General features: G+C 38.9%; 15 protein-coding genes and 1 pseudogene. 6 read left to right on the forward strand and 10 right to left on the reverse strand.

Annotation, left to right across the window (positions count from 1 at the left end; genetic code table 11):
* A complete protein-coding gene (locus AC106K_RS08340) occupies positions 1-1,989 on the reverse strand; it encodes a type VI secretion system Vgr family protein (RefSeq protein WP_482444756.1) in 1,989 nt (662 codons plus the stop codon).
* A gap of 718 nt (positions 1,990-2,707) precedes the next feature.
* Between AC106K_RS08340 and AC106K_RS08345 the strand changes: the two genes are divergently transcribed.
* Positions 2,708-4,264, forward strand: a complete 1,557-nt coding sequence (locus AC106K_RS08345) for a serine hydrolase domain-containing protein (RefSeq protein ID WP_482444454.1) — start codon at positions 2,708-2,710, stop codon at positions 4,262-4,264.
* Positions 4,265-4,339: 75 nt separating this feature from the next.
* On the opposite strand, the gene AC106K_RS08350 is transcribed toward AC106K_RS08345, so the two are convergent.
* The 3 genes from AC106K_RS08350 to AC106K_RS08360 all read right to left on the reverse strand — a co-directional run bounded on the left by AC106K_RS08350 (position 4,340) and on the right by AC106K_RS08360 (position 6,628).
* Complete coding sequence (locus tag AC106K_RS08350; protein WP_482444456.1) at positions 4,340-5,104, reverse strand: hypothetical protein; 765 nt, start codon at positions 5,102-5,104, stop codon at positions 4,340-4,342.
* Positions 5,101-5,595: a MarR family winged helix-turn-helix transcriptional regulator gene (locus AC106K_RS08355; protein WP_482444458.1), complete on the reverse strand. Its 495-nt coding sequence runs from the start codon at positions 5,593-5,595 to the stop codon at positions 5,101-5,103. Before AC106K_RS08355 ends, AC106K_RS08350 begins: the two co-directional genes overlap by 4 nt.
* Positions 5,596-5,779: 184 nt before the next feature.
* Positions 5,780-6,628 carry a helix-turn-helix domain-containing protein gene (locus AC106K_RS08360; RefSeq protein WP_482444460.1) on the reverse strand — a complete coding sequence of 283 codons (849 nt, stop codon included), beginning with the start codon at positions 6,626-6,628 and terminating at the stop codon, positions 5,780-5,782.
* Positions 6,629-6,701: 73 nt separating this feature from the next.
* Here AC106K_RS08360 and AC106K_RS08365 point away from each other — a divergent pair, with 73 nt between their 5' ends.
* Positions 6,702-8,081, forward strand: a complete 1,380-nt coding sequence (locus AC106K_RS08365) for an MFS transporter (protein WP_482444462.1) — start codon at positions 6,702-6,704, stop codon at positions 8,079-8,081.
* Between the two features lie 41 nt (positions 8,082-8,122).
* Entirely contained in the window at positions 8,123-8,515 is a 393-nt protein-coding gene (locus AC106K_RS08370) for a hypothetical protein (RefSeq protein ID WP_482444464.1), read from the forward strand.
* Between the two features lie 108 nt (positions 8,516-8,623).
* Here AC106K_RS08370 and AC106K_RS08375 read toward each other — a convergent pair whose 3' ends face one another.
* The 3 genes from AC106K_RS08375 to AC106K_RS08385 all read right to left on the reverse strand — a co-directional run bounded on the left by AC106K_RS08375 (position 8,624) and on the right by AC106K_RS08385 (position 11,535).
* On the reverse strand, positions 8,624-9,274 hold the full coding sequence (locus tag AC106K_RS08375; protein ID WP_482444465.1) for an HD domain-containing protein: 651 nt from the start codon (positions 9,272-9,274) through the stop codon (positions 8,624-8,626).
* Positions 9,275-9,358: 84 nt separating this feature from the next.
* Positions 9,359-10,222, reverse strand: coding sequence for an AraC family transcriptional regulator (locus tag AC106K_RS08380; protein WP_482444467.1), 864 nt, complete (start codon positions 10,220-10,222; stop codon positions 9,359-9,361).
* Positions 10,223-10,374: 152 nt separating this feature from the next.
* Positions 10,375-11,535 (reverse strand): MFS transporter, encoded by a 1,161-nt coding sequence (locus AC106K_RS08385; RefSeq protein ID WP_482444468.1) that lies wholly within the window; start codon positions 11,533-11,535, stop codon positions 10,375-10,377.
* A gap of 194 nt (positions 11,536-11,729) precedes the next feature.
* Here AC106K_RS08385 and AC106K_RS08390 point away from each other — a divergent pair, with 194 nt between their 5' ends.
* From AC106K_RS08390 to AC106K_RS08400, 3 genes are all read left to right on the forward strand, one after another.
* On the forward strand, positions 11,730-12,575 hold the full coding sequence (locus tag AC106K_RS08390; RefSeq protein ID WP_482444470.1) for a helix-turn-helix domain-containing protein: 846 nt from the start codon (positions 11,730-11,732) through the stop codon (positions 12,573-12,575).
* Between the two features lie 100 nt (positions 12,576-12,675).
* Positions 12,676-13,296 carry a hypothetical protein gene (locus AC106K_RS08395; RefSeq protein ID WP_482444472.1) on the forward strand — a complete coding sequence of 207 codons (621 nt, stop codon included), beginning with the start codon at positions 12,676-12,678 and terminating at the stop codon, positions 13,294-13,296.
* 84 nt (positions 13,297-13,380) lie between these two features.
* Entirely contained in the window at positions 13,381-14,001 is a 621-nt protein-coding gene (locus AC106K_RS08400; RefSeq protein WP_482444473.1) for a GNAT family N-acetyltransferase, read from the forward strand.
* A gap of 82 nt (positions 14,002-14,083) precedes the next feature.
* Here AC106K_RS08400 and AC106K_RS08405 read toward each other — a convergent pair whose 3' ends face one another.
* The 3 genes and pseudogenes from AC106K_RS08405 to AC106K_RS08415 all read right to left on the reverse strand — a co-directional run bounded on the left by AC106K_RS08405 (position 14,084) and on the right by AC106K_RS08415 (position 16,878).
* A complete protein-coding gene (locus AC106K_RS08405) occupies positions 14,084-15,067 on the reverse strand; it encodes a T9SS type A sorting domain-containing protein (RefSeq protein WP_482444475.1) in 984 nt (327 codons plus the stop codon).
* A gap of 198 nt (positions 15,068-15,265) precedes the next feature.
* Positions 15,266-15,959, reverse strand: a pseudogene (locus AC106K_RS08410) (helix-turn-helix domain-containing protein).
* Positions 15,960-16,080: 121 nt separating this feature from the next.
* Entirely contained in the window at positions 16,081-16,878 is a 798-nt protein-coding gene (locus AC106K_RS08415) for an SDR family oxidoreductase (protein ID WP_482444477.1), read from the reverse strand.
* Positions 16,879-16,889 lie beyond the last annotated feature (11 nt).

A 16,889-nucleotide genomic window follows, 5' to 3' on the forward strand; every position in this document is an offset into this window, starting at 1 on the left:
TTAGAAATTGTTACTCTTTTCAGAAGAGTTATTTTTCACCTGTGTTCCGGAATGATGTTCATGTGTACCCTCACTTTGGGATACGATTTTTCCTTTGCTCACCTCATTCCTCTCTTTCTTTGTCTCACTAAGGACATCTCCGTCTATAATCTCCGTCAGCTTCCCAGTAATCATCATACTGGCATCTCCCACTACAGAAGTCATTTTCATAGCGCCAACGCTTTGTGATGAATTCATAGTAACACTTTCCGTTTTGTTCATCCCTACAATATTGCTCTGGTCAGCTCCAACAGTAGTATTCATATTTTGTCCTACATTTACGGTAAGGTTTTCCCCTACATTGAAGGTCATATTTTTAGGAGCGGTCACGGTAATATTTCCTTTACCATCCATCAGATAAGTGTTTCCACTCGGATCTTCAATGAAAATACTGCCTTCTGTATCATTAAAGATGACTTTATTCCCACTTCTGGTCTGGATAGATTTGATATGGTTGTCTACTCCACCTCCTAATCCTACCTGACCATGGAACATTCCTCCCATCGCAAAAGGAAAGTCCGGGTGATGGTATTCGAAACCTACCATAACCTGATCTCCCACTTCGGGAACCGCCACAAATCCTCTGTTCTGAGTGATCTGATCTGTCCCTCCTGCATCCGGGCTCATCATTCTGATAAACTGAGTGGTATTATTTTTTTGCCAGTCAAACTGTACCTGTATACGTCCCTGATTCAAAGGGTCGGTATTGGAAATAACGGTAGCAACCTGTGGCTCTGCTTTAGGTACATGGAATTCCGGGCGCGGAATAAATCCGGTGTCGGCAGCAATCGCTTCAAAATGACCGTCATAATATCCTCTGGCATCTACTTCATGAATAACTTCAGTAAGCATCAGCTTGGTAAAATAGGATGTATCACTTGTATCCGTTTTACGCATTTCCAGATCTACAATACATCCGGGATATAAAAACGGAACGGTCATGTCTCCTGAGGTGATGAAGACCTGTGCGGCCTTACTTCCTGTAGTCCCTTTCTGGGATGAGTCTACATCCATAAATGTAGATGCATTGATAGGAGCTATTCTTAATGATGGGGTTTTAAAAGTATTTTCAGAGATTTCATAAGCTCTTCTTGCAATATCTGAAGTATGGCTTACTTTGGAAGCTCCGGTGGTCAGTTTTTCGTGTTGACTGCTGTTGTATCCATAAAAAGTAGGATTAACGTGCTGTGCCTTCATTCTGATTTTCACATCGCTCAGATTACTGCCATAGACAAGCTTTACAGGTTTTTCCTGTGGAGGCAGCTTTCCGAAATGAAGGATCTCCCCATCATAAAAAAACTGTTCTCCGTAAGATTCGGCTATTCTTGCCAGATAATTGTAGTGAGTCTCTTCATATTGTGAGCTGTAAGGAACATTTCCATAGCGGGCATCTACTCTGAAATCAAATTTCTCCTGCCCCAGCCCTTCTTTGATTACCTCACTGGCAATACTGTTCAAACTTATCGGCTGGGCACCTCCAAAGCTTTGAATATGAGGAGCAGCATCTAAAAGAATGGTTGGGCTAAAGCCTGTAAGAACGATATTTCCAAGGCTTCCTTTTTCCTGGCTGAAACCCACTTCTGTAATCACTCCTACAAAAGTTCTTTCCGGGCCGCTTTCCACATCTTTATATCTGAAAATAACCGTGATTCTTTTTCCTAAAAAGCTTTGTGCTTCTTCCAGGTTGTGGTTTTCTGCACTTCCTAAGGTATCGTGAGCAAGGATCAGATCAAATTCATGATGCTTTACCGCGCTTTGCTTGAGTTTGAAATGTTTGAAGAATCTGATGGCTTTACCTTCTACAAAAATTTCCAGTTTCACCACTCTGTTAATTCCTGCAACAGCGTTTTCAGGAATTCCCTGAGCATTAAATATTTTGGAAGTAGGCTGTTTCGACCATACTTTGTCTTCACTTACTGTAGGATCGTTGGTGTGCAAAGTTTTACCCATAAACTTCGCCTTATTGTCTATTTTATTTTTAGGCAGATTCTCATTTGGCTTCTTAATCATGATATAATTTTTTTTGTGATGTGTTTATATTTTAACTGTTGTTTCAGACATAAGGCCATTTTTTCAAAACAGTTCAGACCTATTACATACTGATCCCGGATGTAATCTGTCGGTATAAAACTGTTTGTAGACGCTAATATCAGGAACAAACCACTCCAATTTTTCCACTTTTAACAACATCATTTTCAATGGTTTATTTTATTATTTGATTTAACTATTTCATGGCTTTATATGGCTAATATATCACCATAAAAAATCACGGCAAAATGAAATAGGATTTTTTTGAAAAATTGTAGTAATTCTACGATTTTTGAACTAATGAAAATAATATGATATAATGAATAGGAAAAGACTAAAAAAAAAGAGTTGAATACCTCTGAAACTGTTTAAAATCCTCAAAAAAACAAAAACACTCAGGAACAAACCAAACCTAGCGGGCAGCCGAAAGTTACAGCAACGGGAAAATACGCTCTATTTATTGGACAAATATTAATTTGGATATAGAAGATCATGTCTTTCTGAAAACGTAGATGACAACATATTAAAAAATAACCATTCTATTAAAAATCACCCCTTTACCCCCTTGCAGAACTGAAAAAATCTGATTAGTTTTATTCCGGCGCATGAGAAGAGCATTTCATCAATCCCGAACTGAGGTATGAGAAAGTTTATTTTGTTATTTCTGATCATTAAAATAAATCCGTTCTGTGCGCAGCAGACCGAAACAAACCTCTTCAGTACAGGAATAGATTCGATCCGTATTCAGCTAAAAATACCGGGGATGGCTGTTGCGGTGAAACAGGGAAATAAGGTTCTTCTTAAAAAAGGTTATGGATTTGCTGATCTTGAACAAAAAATTCCCGCTACTGATCAGACCACTTTCAGGGTTGCTTCCGTTACTAAAACATTTACCTCAACTCTGGTCATGCAGCTTGTAGAAGAAGGAAAACTGAATCTGGAGGATCCGATCAGTAAATATGATCTGGATCTAGGCAATCATTCAATCACTGTAAAACAACTCTTAACACATTCATCGGAAGGGATTCCGGGAAATTATTTTCAATATAACGGCTATCGGTACGGATTACTTGGCACTGTACTTGAAAAGGCTGCAGGAGTACCTTTTTACCGTTTGCTCACAGAAAGAATCCTGATCCCCCTGAATATGATCTCTTCTGCTCCGGCAATAACATTGGACCAGTTCTATGAATACAAGAACAAGTATCCCACAGTACTTCCTTTCTTTGACCATACTTTCAGCCGTCTTGCGAAACCTTATGAGCTTTCTTCCTCAGGAAATGTTAAAAGAATTGAATATCTGAATGAATTTGGTGCATTTGGCGGATTGGCAACCAGTGTCGGCGATTTATTGAAATATTCTGATGCGATTGATCGTAATCAGTTGGTTTCTTCAGCTTCCCAAAAACAGATTTTCAGCCCCAACCGTACGGTTTCAGGATCTCTTACTCCTTATGGGCTGGGATGGTTTGTACAATCTTATAAAGGTGTTGACTATTACTGGCATTATGGGCAGACCAATGGTGAATCGGCTCTTTTTGTAAAGGTACCTTCTCTGGATCTCACACTAGCCGTCCTGTGCAATACGGATAAACTAAGCCAACCGTTTCCTCTTGGTGACGGTGACCTGATGATGTCTCCTGTAGCCAGCCTGTTTTACCGTTGTTTCATCAACAAAAGTAAAGATCCCGATCCTGAACTGGAAAATAAAGAATTAATTGAACAAGCCTCTATGGCCATTGTAAAAGGCGATACTCTGAAAGCTCAAAAAATATATGAAGTATATAAAAAGAATAATAAAACGAACAATAATCAGATCCCAACCGGAAAAATGATTGCAGGTATACGGAATGTAGGCATCGATAAAAATAGTGTACAGCCTTTCACGCTTTCCCAACCTGTTTCTCTGAAAATATATGGTGTAGGTGAAAGATGTTCCGGAGACGGCAGTATATGGTGTGACTATGGATGGATTGAGGATCATTCCGGAAAAAGGATATGGCAGATGCAAAAGCAGCCTTCTGTACATGCTGGCGGCGCGTTAAAAAATCGGAAAGTCACTCAGGAAGTTGTTTTACCTAAAGGAAAATACAGTCTTCATTATCTGTCTGATTCCGGACATGCCTATAATCATTGGGACTCACTTCCTCCCGATCATTTTTTCTGGGGAATTCTAATCTTTGAAAACTCTAAATAACTAAGTCGATTTAAAACTGGACACTGGAAGTTATTTTTAAAATTTCAATAACTCCCAGCCTTCAGTTTAAAATTATTATTCAAAAACTACATAATTAACCTTGTCTACTCCTGTGTTTCCTGTTTTTTTATGATAGGCATATAATATCAGTTCATAATTCCCTGCTGTATTGATGAGATGGCTTCCTTCAAACAGATTAGTCGCCACCAGTGACATATCTACATTTTTAATGAACTTTCCATCTTTTTTAAGAATCCCTTTCACTTCAATTTCATCAGAATTCCATACTCCGCCTTTATCAATCACACAGCCACACATCATCACGATATTCGCCTGGAACTGGAACGGTTTATCTTTAATTGTATTCAGACTTATATACTGATGGGTTCTCGGTTTCAGAATATCAATAATGTATCCTGGAATTTCGAGAATAATTCCTTCTCCTAAAATATCTTTTCCGGGAATTAACCATAACTCAGTACTTACGACAGCCTGAGACTGTCTGCTGTTCAATGGGGAGACCACTTCAATATTAACGAAGGTAGGTTCATCTATATCAATATTGGCTATAAATCCTGCTGTTTGTTCGTCAGCAATTGAATTTCCTCTTACCTTAGGCGTTTTCATAATAAGATCAGTATTCCCCGTGCTTCCGGTTGTATTTCCTTCTGCAAGAATTTTCTGATTCAGTTTGTTTCTGATAATGATGTGAGCTCCTCCCAGCGAACTTCCTATAAATTTGGCGTCCCTTGCTTTTGCCCTGATCATGACTTTGGTCTCTGTACCTGAAACCATCAGGTTGGTACAAAGAAAGGCGGCGATGAGAATTATTGTTTTCATGAGTGTATTGATTTTAAATATTGTTGTTTAAATCTGCTATAGAAAGATTCGCTTTTCAATTCGTGATCTATATCATCCAGATAAGAGAGAATGGTAAGATCTTCCGATATAAGTTGAAGAATTGCTTTTTCACAGCTATCCCAGATCTGCTCCAGCTGAGGCAGCATCTCGATGGCCTTTGGGGAAAGTGAAATAATCTGTTTCCGTTTGTCTGTACGGTCTTTTTTAACCAGCAGATAGCCTTTCTCGCTCATTTTTTTAACAATAACCACTACCGACGGATGCGAATATCCCAGAGGCTCCGCAATATCGGTGATTGAAATTTCTCCTTTTTGTTGCAACAACATCAGGATAAGATACCAGTTGGGCTCTACATCGATTCCGAATTCTTTATAAAATTTTCTCACGTCATGAGACATCCGGTCACTGATTCTTTTTAGTCTGCTGTCCAGTGCTTTGTATCCGAGTTCTTTAATAAAATCAAAATCCATATTGAAATGTTTGCTGTAAATATATAAAAAATACAGTCAACTATATAGTTAACTATATTTATTTTAAAAAAAACATTAAAATACTGAAATACAAAATGATACAAAACAAAACAGTAAGCAAATTAAACCAAATTTAAATACTATCACTTCTATTCATAACACAAAAAGTCAATACGAAATGGCTCTATTTTAATTTTTTACGATACGTTCCCGGACTAACGCCCCGGTATTTTTTAAAAAGCTTTGAAAGATGGCTTTCATCACTGAACTGAAGTTCATATGCAATTTCACTCAGGCGTACACTACTGTATTTCAGATAGGTTTCTACCAATTTAAGCCTATAATCCAACAAATACTCCTGATAGGAAATCCCGGTCTGCTGTTTAAAATACTCCCCGAAATAATTTCCTGAAATTCCAAAATGCCCGGCAATAGTCTGGATATTGGTTTTCTCCCGATCCTTTATGTGCTGCTGAATATAAGCAATGATTTTCATGATGGAAAAAGCTTTTCTGTTTTCCTGCAAATCAGAAGTCTCACTTTTAATGATATTGCGGGCAATAAGATTCAGCAAAATAGAGATACAGTTGCGGATAATGAGATAGTCCTCGGCTTTATGTCTGAATTCCCTGGCAACCTGCATGATAAGGACTTCCGCCAGTTTTTCATCATCCTTATTTCTGAATACACATCCTGCTTTTGCATGATAATTATTACTGATATACTGCAACTTATACAGGTTTTCACAACTTTCAATACGGTCTGCTTCCAGGCGGATTTTATCAATAAATTCTATCGGGCACTGTATTGCAATGAGTTCTGCATCTTCGCTTTCAAAATGATACACCTCCTGCTGCGGAACAATAAAGAGCTTATGCTCTGTAAAATCAATATTCCGTTCATCATATCTAAAGCTCCCTTTTCCTTTGGCGATATACACAAATGAAAGAAAAGCATTTGTTTTAAGCGTAAAATGGCCGCTTTTCAATTTTATTTCCTTCACGTCGATGCCTTCAAGATGTAAACCTTCCATTGTTCAGACTTAATTTTCCTCTAAAAGTACAATTTTACCAGAATATCAAGAGGTTATTTTTGCATAAAAAAAAATGAATATATATCCTAAACGGTGGCAGGCTCTCAATTTCCTGGTAGCCGGAGCATTTCTTTCCCCATTAGACTATTTTATTGTCAACATGGCATTACCTTCTATAAAAAGAGCATTCAAAGCCAGTGATCACCAGCTGCAGATGGTTGTTGCCATTTATGGACTTACTTACGCAGCTCTTGTGGTTTGTGGCGGACGGCTCGGAGATCTTTATGGTCGGAAGAAAATCTTTACAATAGGACTATATCTCTTTTTATTGTCATCGCTTGCCTGTGCGTTCTCCCCGGATATTACCTGGCTGATTATTTCACGATTGTTTCAGGGTATTGGAGCCTCATTGCTTGCGCCGCAAGTATTAGCTTCTATAAGAGTTTTATTCAACAGCCAGGAACAGCCGAAAGCTATCGGGATTTTCAGCTCGGTATTTGGCCTGGCGTCTGTGGTGGGTCAATTGCTAGGCGGGCTCCTTCTCAGTATTCATTGGACCTATTTCTCCTGGGAAATTGTATTTCTTGTTAATGTTCCGGTGACCCTGATCTGCATCCTGGGAATTCATTTCACGATGGATACTGATCATCGTGAAGAAAAGACAGGTATAGATTTTACAGGTTCACTAGTATTGGTTACGGCTCTGCTCATGTTGATATGTCCTCTGATCTTCGGGCAAAAATACCATTGGGCATGGTATATATTCGGAATCATGTTTATCGGAGTTCTTTTCCTGAAAGCTTTTTTGAAATATGAGATGTATTTATTCAAAAAGCAACGGCCTACCCTTATAGATCCTACCCTTTTGCAGCATTCTCCCTTCACATTAAGCCTTCTGATCATCTTCTTTTACAATTTCACAGCAGGGCTCTTTATCTGCTATCCTTATTACCTACAGCAGTTTCTGCATCAAACCTCTATGCAGACAGCAGTTGCCATCATCCCCTATGGAATTGCCTTTTTTGCTGGACCGTTCATCATCCCGAAATTAAAGTGGGCCTCTTATCAGATGATCTATGCTGGTCTGGGATTGCTGATGGGCGGATTTATTCTCAGTGCGCTGGCTTTTTATTTCCAGGAAAGACCCTCTCTGATCACAAGTATTACGTTGTTGATCGCGGGATTAGGACATGGTACCATTATGCCTATCATGATGCGAACCGCTATTTCACTGGTTTCTAAAGATAAGGCTGGTCAGGCTTCAGGTCTGGTGAGTATTGGTATACAGGTAGGAAGTGTAACAGGGGGAGCTGTGATTGGGACTTTATTTTTCAATATGATTAAAGTTCTGGGATTCTCCGGTGCTTTTGCTATCGCAATTGGGATGATCGGCATCTTTCAGATCTTTGGAATAGGAATGACCAGCCGCCTGAAAAAGTACATTCAGCCGTAAAAAATTGAAAAAACATTCAAAAATAACTTACATTTAAATTTATGAACAACACAGAAAAAATCACTAAAGAGATCACGGAATTTCATGAAACGATTGAACAATGGTTCCGGGGAAATTCTGAAAATCAGGAGGCTCTTTATCAGAAACTGCTTTCCGGATTTTCTACGGAATTTAAAATGATCAACGGAAACGGCGATACGGTCACATTCAACATGTTTTCCGAATGGCTTCCAACCGTATACGGAAAATTCCCTGAGCGCAGCGTTCAGGTTCAAGACATAGACGTCAGCCATTCTGATCATCATGGTCTGGCAACGTATACGGAAATTCAGGTTACCGGAGAATCAGCCAACAAAAGAAAATCATCAGCGGTCTTTCTTTTGAATGAAGAAAAAGCGTTATGGTTTCATCTTATAGAGCGTTGGATAGAATAAACAATAATCTTAGCCACAAATGCAGCCATTTTTCCTTGCTGCATTTGTGACTTTAAGATCAATACCAAAGTACTTCTGGTTTTGTAGGATCAGTTGCCAGGCATTTTCTTATTCTGACCAGGGAGAATGCAGAATACAGTCACAGAAGTTTTTCTGTTTGAAATTTGGGATCATAAAAGCACAGACATCTGCTTTTATATTGCCAAAAGTAGTTTCTGTTTTATGTTCAAAACCACCAAAGAAAGCAGGAATGATCTTATTTTTAAAATCATCTCTCGGAAAAGCTTTTATAATTTCTTCTCTGTGTTCATTGCTTAAGTGTTCATATCCTTCTCCCATCACATCCAATCCCACTCCGGAATACATTAAAGCGACTTCATTCTCCTTATGCTCAGCAATTCCAATGGTGGTATGCAGGGCAATGGTATCCCATACCAACTGCAATTTATCCTGTGCGATCCCATGACCTCTTAAAAAATCACGGGCAGCATTCGCTCCGTCTACCTCAAAACGAAGATCAGGGCTGCTGTAATGGGAAACAAGTCCCAGATCATGAAATACAGAGGCCACATACAGCAATTCTGAATCGTGAGCCATACTTTTACGTTTTGCATTCAATGATGAAAACAGGAAAACACGCAGGGAATGGTTGTAAATAAACTCTGTTCCGTGTTCCAACAGAAGTTCTGTGGCTTCTGTGGCAATTTTACTGTCCGGGATCACAATTCCCGCAACTTCTTTCATACGATGTACTGACATAGCTCGAATTATTTTTCTCAAAGGTATTTTGATTCTAACCCTCAAAGAATAGCAATATATACGGATGAAATGTCAAAATTTCGGTTAAACTTCAATCCCGATATGAATGAAGTGGTTACGGTAGTTTACAGGTGCTATTTCCGTATTCTTTTTAAAGAAATGGCTGAACTGCTCAGATGTATGAAAGTTCAGCTGATAAGCAATATCCTTTACGGAGCTGGAGCTGAACTGTAGTAGTCTTTTAGCTTCGGCTATGATCTGCCCGTTGATGATTTCCTTTGCACTGGCGTTGCTGCAACGTTTACAAAGTTCACTAAGCCTTCTTGGCGTAATATTCAGCAGTTCAGCATAATCACTTACGGCATGTAAATGACGGTATTGCTCACTCAGCAGTTCCATAAATCTTCGGTAGATAATATAATCCTGGCTGTCGAATGTTTCTTCTTCCACCAGTTTTATATTCGCCAGTTTAATCATGATGATTTTAAGGTAAGCAGCCATTACGTCAACCTGATTGGTATACTGTCCCATTTCAAATTCTGTCAGTAGACTGTTGCATAAAGACAGAAATTCGGTCATTTCCAGCTGAGTAGGTTCCAACCGTTGATTGGCAGCTGCATTATTAAACAGAACTGCTTTACAGTTACTCGCACTGGTAGGGGCTTTTTCCCAGAAACAATCCCCAAAAGAAATCCAGAGCCCATTGATAGCAGATTGTTTTCCGAAATGATAAATCTGGCCTTTAGACAATAAAAAGACCGTATTTTCTTTGATTTCAAAAGACCGGTCATCTACTGTAAGAATTCCTTTTCCATTTTCTATGACCAGGATGCGATGATAATGAAGTCTGATAAAATTTTCGAAATAAGGAATATTCCCAGCCATCCGCTGTACGGCAAATGACTGATCAATAACAGATTCGTTGACAATCTTTGATGCAGACTTCATTGAAGAAAAGTTTTAATAAAGGTAAGGTTTTCGGATGCAATAATTTCATATTTCTCTATTCTGGAATTTCAAACAGCTATATTAAAATTCTTTCCGGGATGAAAAAATGTTAAAAATGCACTAACAGATGTCAAAATTAACCTGAAATGTCCTTAATTTTTATGCTTAAATACGGTCAGCTGTCCTGCGATTACGGTCAGTAGAATTCCGAAACAGGCAAACAAGCCATAAGAATATCTGAGATCGAATGCTTCAGCAATATATCCGATTAAAGGAGGTCCCATCAGAAATCCTAAAAACGAAATACTGGAGACAAAAGATAATGCAATACTTGGAGCCACAGTACTTACCTGCCCTACAGCACTGTAAACCGACGGTACGCTCAGAGAGCCGCCAAGTCCTATGATCATGAAGGCAATAATACAAACCCAAAGCTCAGGAAAGAAAACACTCAGAAAAAGTCCACTGCTCATCAGCAATCCACAACACTGTAATACGGTCTTTTTCCCAAGCTTTTCTATGACCCGATTTCCTACGAACCTTCCTAAAGTCATCATTAAGATAAAACTCGTATATCCCAGTATAACAAGTTTTTCCGGCGCTTTTACAATGGTTTGAAAATAAACTCCACTCCAGTCAAACATCGCTCCCTCAATAGCCATACTTAGAAATCCTATAACTCCTAGTCCTACCAGTGTGGGATTGACCGATTTAAAAACGGACTGCCTCTGCGGCTCTACCTGATGAATGATATTGGTAAGCTTACCCTTGCTATAGAACCAAAGCCCGGCCACAAGAGCAAATGTAAAGACAAAGTGATAAAAGGTTCCTACATTAATATTGATCGCCAATAATCCCACAACAGCTCCTACCAGACCTGCAAAACACCAGGCCCCATGATAGGAGGACAAAAGGGTTCTTCCGGTGATCTTTTCAATTTCAATAGCCTGTGTATTCATGGCTATATTGCATAGGTTTCCGAAAACACCAAAGAAAAACAATACAAGTCCCAGTACCCAGTAGGAAGGCGAGACTGCAATCAGCAAAAGGCAAACGGGATAGAGTAAAAAGCAGGTCTTAATGATCTGACTGCTCCCGAATCTGCTGATCAGTTTACCCGCCGGAACCATCGTAGAAAGCTGCCCTATCGGCATGAGGAGCAAAAGAGTTCCCAGCTCCGCTTCATTGATTGAAAGTTCATTTTTAATAACCGGAATTCTGCTCGCCCAGGATGAAAAAACAAGACCGTGGGCAAAGAAAAGTAAAAAACAGGCTGCAGGCATTTTCGCATTGTAAGATTCTCTATCGTGCATTTTGACAGGTATTTGATTTAAATTTCCGGTTGCGAAGTTAGGCACAGTCTTTCAAAAAAAGATATTCCATTTTTGATATTTTATATTCCATTTTAAACACCTTATGAAAAAAGAAAAATTAACTGCTTACATTTGATCACGGGAATTTTCCCCATAAAAAGGATAAGTATTCTGAGAAGCCAGCCCCATTCATCATGATAGATATTAAACCAAAATTTGAAGGATTATATATTGAAAAATACAAAGCGAATGATCTCACTGCATTTCATAAAAGTGCAGGTAACCTGAATAAACTGGTCCTTTGTTTTGTATCAGACGGTGAGCTAACGCTTCAGGTCAACACTTCTTCTTTTCATATGAAGAGTAAATCGATGGTCATGCTTTTGCCTGATACGGATCTTGGGCCTGTTTCCTGCAGTGAACCTCTGAATCTGACCGTATTCTTCATTTCACTGGATTTCATCAGTACCTATAGTTTCCTTACCGTTCTTCTTGCCAGTGATGAAATCAAATACAGCCCTGTCATTCAGGTTGATACTTCAGCGGGAAAGCTTATCTGGTCTACTGTCCGGCTGATACAGGAATATCACTCCCGAACAAAAGAAGAAAGCACTGTAGAAGCGGTACAATATCTCCTTTATGCCCTGCTTGAGCTGGTTTCGAAGCTTTATCTTCCGGTTATTAAAAACAACAGCCTCTTGCAGACCCGGAGTCAGAATATTATAGAACATTTTTTTGAATTGCTGAATGAACATGGGCATTTGCAGAGAAGTGTCCTCTTCTATTCTGATCAGCTTCATCTATCTCCTCAGTATCTAAGCAGTCTGATCAAAAAGGAAACCGGAAAGCCCATCAAGCAATGGATCAGCTACAGGGTGATAAAACATGCCAAGGAACTCCTTAAAACGACTTCATTGTCCATCAAAGAAGTAAGCAATCAGCTGCAGTTTGTGGATTCTTCCCTTTTCTGCCGGTATTTCAGACGCTGTACAGGAATTACCGCCAATACCTATCGGGAAAATTATAAGATCAAAAAATGACCCTAAAAATTAAGACTTTCTGTGGCTGTATCGGAGGGAAGAAGATAGGTTCCATTGTATTTTTTTGTAAGTTAGCCCTCTGAAATAAGGAAAATCAACCATGTTAAAAAAAACACTATTGCTCTCTGCATCGCTGACGTTATTGGTTAGCTGCAAAAAAGAAGAAATTTCACAGAAGCCTTTATCACAAGATACGATTCAACAAAACAACACAAAAATTCAGACACCGGAAATTCAGGAAAAGTCTCCCGTTGAAACAGTAAAAACGTTCTTCCAATGGTACAGGGATCATGAAGATCAATTGGATGCTTTCGATACGGTAAAAGGAGGAATCGTTGCTGAAACGGATGATGCCGCCAATTATTATATCGATTTTAAAGAAGTGGAAAAAGAAATAAAGTTCCTTAGCAATACAGGTTTCTTTTCACCTGGTTTTATAAGCACTTATAAAAAGCGATATACGGACGGAGATGAATATTTCAGACAAAACCCAGCTAACGATGGCCCGCCTGCCAATTTCGATTACAATTACTTCTTCCTGACCCAGGAAGATTATCAGTCTGACCTGAAAAACATAGACAGTATACAATTTACAGTAAAACCTGTAAATGACCAGTTATGCTATGTGGAATGCCATCTGAAACATTGTGGGATGAAATTAAAGTATACGCTTATTAAAAAAGATCAATGGATGATTGATGCTATTCAAAATATCAGTTAGTATTCCGAAAAAACAAAAGATCACTTTATTTTAATATCGTTATCCTCTACTTTTCGTTAAATTTGATCTATCAAAACGTAATTTATGAAGACAAAATGGATACCTTATCCTACCATTTTAGAAGGAGAAACCGTTGATCTGATTCCTTTGGAAAAAGAACACTTTGAAGAGTTGTATATAGCAGCGGCAGACAGAGAGCTTTGGGAACTGGTTCCTACAGACTGCTCAGACAGAACACTTTTCAATCAAAACTATGAATCGGCCTTATCTCAGAGAGAAACTGAAAATCAGTACCCTTTTGTAATACGCCACAAAAAAACCGGAAAGCTGATAGGTTCGACCCGTTTTTTTGAGATTTTTCCTTCCGACAAAAAACTGGAAATCGGCTGGACATGGATTACCAAAGATTTCTGGGGGACCTCCGTTAATCTGGAATGTAAATTACTGTTGCTCACCTTCTGTTTCGAAGTACTAAAAACCAACCGGGTACAGCTGAAAACAAAAGATAATAATTTCAGGTCGAGAAAAGCCATAGAAAAAATCGGTGGTGTATTTGAAGGTATTTTCCGTAAAGACAAGGTGCTAAGTGACGGTACCACAAGAAATGCTGCTTACTACAGTATTCTGGATGACGAATGGGAAATGGCAAGACTTAAAATTGAAAATCTGATCAGAGAAAAGCAAAACTCTGTTGAAACCCTATAAAAAATAAAAAGACAGTATAGCCATCCCCTTCACGATGCTATACTGTCTCTTACTTTAAAACCTCCAACCGCTGAATTCAGCTTTATTTTTTTATAAATTTCTTCGAAACAGAACCTCCTTTTTTCAATTCTCCCTGAAGGATGTATCCTCCTTTCGGAAGTTTTGAAATATCAATATTTTCAGGGCTTTCTGCTGTCAGAACAATTCTTCCGTCCAAAGAAGTAACCTTCACGGTTTTAATACTTTCTTTTGAAGCTAAAGTAATAAAATCTGAACCCGGATTCGGATATACCGATACTTCTTCTTTTTTAATTTCCGTTTCAATGGTTGACAATGCCCCAGCTTCCGGATAAGAAACACTTTTCGTCACATTGGTAGTCCCGTTGAAAGTAAAGGTATTAATTGCAAAATTAAATACAATGCCTGCACTCTGGCTTACCCACATATACGATTCATTGGTATAGGAAAAAGGTCCCGGCGTTTGGGTAGCGGTTCGCATTCTTTTTATTCTCACCACATTAGGATAAGTTCCTGTAGGAGTTATGATGGTGCCATACCCATCTACAGTATAGTCTACCTGACCTGTTTCGGTGGAGTTTCCCAGCCCGCCGGTAGTATTGATCTGATAATTATCGGTAAATTGCTGCAGATAAGTAACCGGAAACTTAAAATCAATCAAAGGATCTGTGTAGGTCATGGTAACATCTCCCATTGTAGGCCCGGAATACGTTCCCAGCATCAGAGCTTCCGTATCAGAGATTGAAATAAAGTCATAAGTATCGGAAAGGCTCGGTTTTGTAACTCTGTTGGCTCCTGGAAACCGAAAGCAGTTCGATTGCCCAGGGCAGGCATTCATAGTAGACGTAGAAGTATTAGCCCCTGTATAAGCAGAAAAATTCCACGTCACATTCGCTCCCGAAGGACCTGAAGTTACAGTAAGCGGAACATCTCCGGCTTTAAAAGTAGTAGCTATACCGACTCTGTCAACAGCAGATTTTGTTATAGAAGGCTGTGCATAAACCACCATTCCCGCTATGAGAAATAAGATAGAATTTAGCTTTTTCATATTTGGATATTTTTAAATTGGATAGGTATCTCTTTTTCCTACAAATTTATTTTTAGTTCCAAAAGGGGGCAATCCTGAAAAAAAAGTATTTTCATCTACCTGAAATCCGGTATTTTTTATCTGACAATGATTCCTTATTTTACTGAGGGTCTGGCTGAAAAAAAATATCCGGCATTCTCTTACCGGATATTTCTATTTTTAATTAAATGACTGTCTGTAGCTTAGAGGGGTCTCCTCTGTTTTCTTTTTAAACAGTTTATTGAAAGACTGCGGATGCTCGAATCCCAATGCATAAGCAACTTCCGATACCGAAAAACTGGTCGTGGTAAGGTATTCTTTTGCTTTTTCGATCAGCTTTTCATGAATATGCTGCTGGGCATTCTGCCCGGTAAGGTTTCTGAGCATATCACTCAGATAATGCGGAGAAAGATGCAGTGCTGAAGCCAGAAATTCTACCGTAGGAAGGCCTTTGGTCAATGTTTCCTGTTTATTGAAATAATCTTCCAATATTTCATCCATTTTGGTCAGCAGATCACTGTTGGCGGCTTTTCTCGTGATAAACTGCCGTTTGTAATAGCGATTGCTGTAATTGAGAAGAACTTCAATATAGGAAACAATAAGATCCTGGCTCACTTCATCAATGGCTGTATTCAGTTCATTCGTAATGCTGTCCAGAAGCCCCATCGTAGCCCATTTTCCCCACGGTGGAGTATTTATAGGAAATTTTATAAAAATTCAAAATAAAGCTCTTTCTAAGCATATCTTTGTCAATAGCCATTTTTGTATTATCCACAAGGCTTACCAATGGATGAAGCGGCTTAGGAAGACGCAGCAGATCGTGCAGCTCTGAAATAGAGGAAATTTTCAGCGGACTGTTTTCTTTCTTTTCCATACTATAAATTTAAACTATTTGATAAACAATACGGTATAAATATTCTATTTCTCCTTACCTTTTATAAATTTAGGACAAAATAATCCTCCAATATCATCTGATACAGAATAATATACAGTGATTATATAAACTGTTTTCCAAGCTGTTCTCTGAATGCTTCATCACCTAATTCCAGACGCTGGGCATACAAAGCTTTTGCATCCTCTCCCGCTACATATCTCAATTTCTTTTTACCGTCTGTAGCAGCTTCATATACTACTTCTGCAATCTGTTCCGGCGTTGAAGCGGCATCCATCATGCCTTCCATCTTAGAAAACATAGAATTCGTCATTACTTCATAGGCCTGGCTTGTTGCTGAATCTAATGATCGACTTACAAAATCTGTCTTGATTCCTCCAGGAGAGACCGTTTTAACATCAATTCCGAACGGATTAAGCTCAAAAGCAAGACTTTCACTCCAACCCTCCAATGCCCATTTAGTAGCATGATAAGTTGAGCTTAAAGGAAAAGCGATCAATCCGCCTATGGAAGTTGTAGAAATAAACATTCCACTTTTTCTTTCTCTGAAATAAGGAATAAAAGCCTGGGTAACGCGGATCACACCCAATAAATTCGTATTCAGCTGTTTTACGATCTGATCATCTGTCAAAGCTTCCAGAGGCCCTATAAGCCCATATCCGGCATTATTGTATACCAGATCAATATCCCCCAGCTCAAGTGCCTGATTCACGGTTGTTCTGATCTGTTCCGGATTGGTAACATCCAACGGAAGTACTGTCACATTTTCCAAAGAAGCAAGATCTGCAGCTGCATCTGGGTTTCTCATGGTAGCAATTACCTTCCATCCTTTGTTCTGAAATAATTGGGCAGTTGCTTTTCCTAATCCTGTAGAAGCTCCTGTTATGAAAATTGTCTTCATTTTTTCTTTAT

The organism is Chryseobacterium sp. FR048, from assembly GCF_056844665.1.

Excerpts from the sequence above, each read along its gene's own strand:
- AC106K_RS08380 (WP_482444467.1), bottom strand. The coding sequence starts at position 10,222 with ATGAAGTCTGCATCAAAGATTGTCAACGAATCTGTTATTGATCAGTCA.
- AC106K_RS08400 (WP_482444473.1), top strand. The coding sequence starts at position 13,381 with ATGAAGACAAAATGGATACCTTATCCTACCATTTTAGAAGGAGAAACC.
- AC106K_RS08375 (WP_482444465.1), bottom strand. The coding sequence starts at position 9,274 with ATGTCAGTACATCGTATGAAAGAAGTTGCGGGAATTGTGATCCCGGAC.
- AC106K_RS08385 (WP_482444468.1), bottom strand. The coding sequence starts at position 11,535 with ATGCACGATAGAGAATCTTACAATGCGAAAATGCCTGCAGCCTGTTTT.
- AC106K_RS08395 (WP_482444472.1), top strand. The coding sequence starts at position 12,676 with ATGTTAAAAAAAACACTATTGCTCTCTGCATCGCTGACGTTATTGGTT.
- AC106K_RS08365 (WP_482444462.1), top strand. The coding sequence starts at position 6,702 with ATGAATATATATCCTAAACGGTGGCAGGCTCTCAATTTCCTGGTAGCC.
- AC106K_RS08350 (WP_482444456.1), bottom strand. The coding sequence starts at position 5,104 with ATGAAAACAATAATTCTCATCGCCGCCTTTCTTTGTACCAACCTGATG.
- AC106K_RS08360 (WP_482444460.1), bottom strand. The coding sequence starts at position 6,628 with ATGGAAGGTTTACATCTTGAAGGCATCGACGTGAAGGAAATAAAATTG.
- AC106K_RS08340 (WP_482444756.1), bottom strand. The coding sequence starts at position 1,989 with ATGGGTAAAACTTTGCACACCAACGATCCTACAGTAAGTGAAGACAAA.
- AC106K_RS08415 (WP_482444477.1), bottom strand. The coding sequence starts at position 16,878 with ATGAAGACAATTTTCATAACAGGAGCTTCTACAGGATTAGGAAAAGCA.
- AC106K_RS08390 (WP_482444470.1), top strand. The coding sequence starts at position 11,730 with ATGATAGATATTAAACCAAAATTTGAAGGATTATATATTGAAAAATAC.
- AC106K_RS08405 (WP_482444475.1), bottom strand. The coding sequence starts at position 15,067 with ATGAAAAAGCTAAATTCTATCTTATTTCTCATAGCGGGAATGGTGGTT.
- AC106K_RS08355 (WP_482444458.1), bottom strand. The coding sequence starts at position 5,595 with ATGGATTTTGATTTTATTAAAGAACTCGGATACAAAGCACTGGACAGC.
- AC106K_RS08370 (WP_482444464.1), top strand. The coding sequence starts at position 8,123 with ATGAACAACACAGAAAAAATCACTAAAGAGATCACGGAATTTCATGAA.
- AC106K_RS08345 (WP_482444454.1), top strand. The coding sequence starts at position 2,708 with ATGAGAAAGTTTATTTTGTTATTTCTGATCATTAAAATAAATCCGTTC.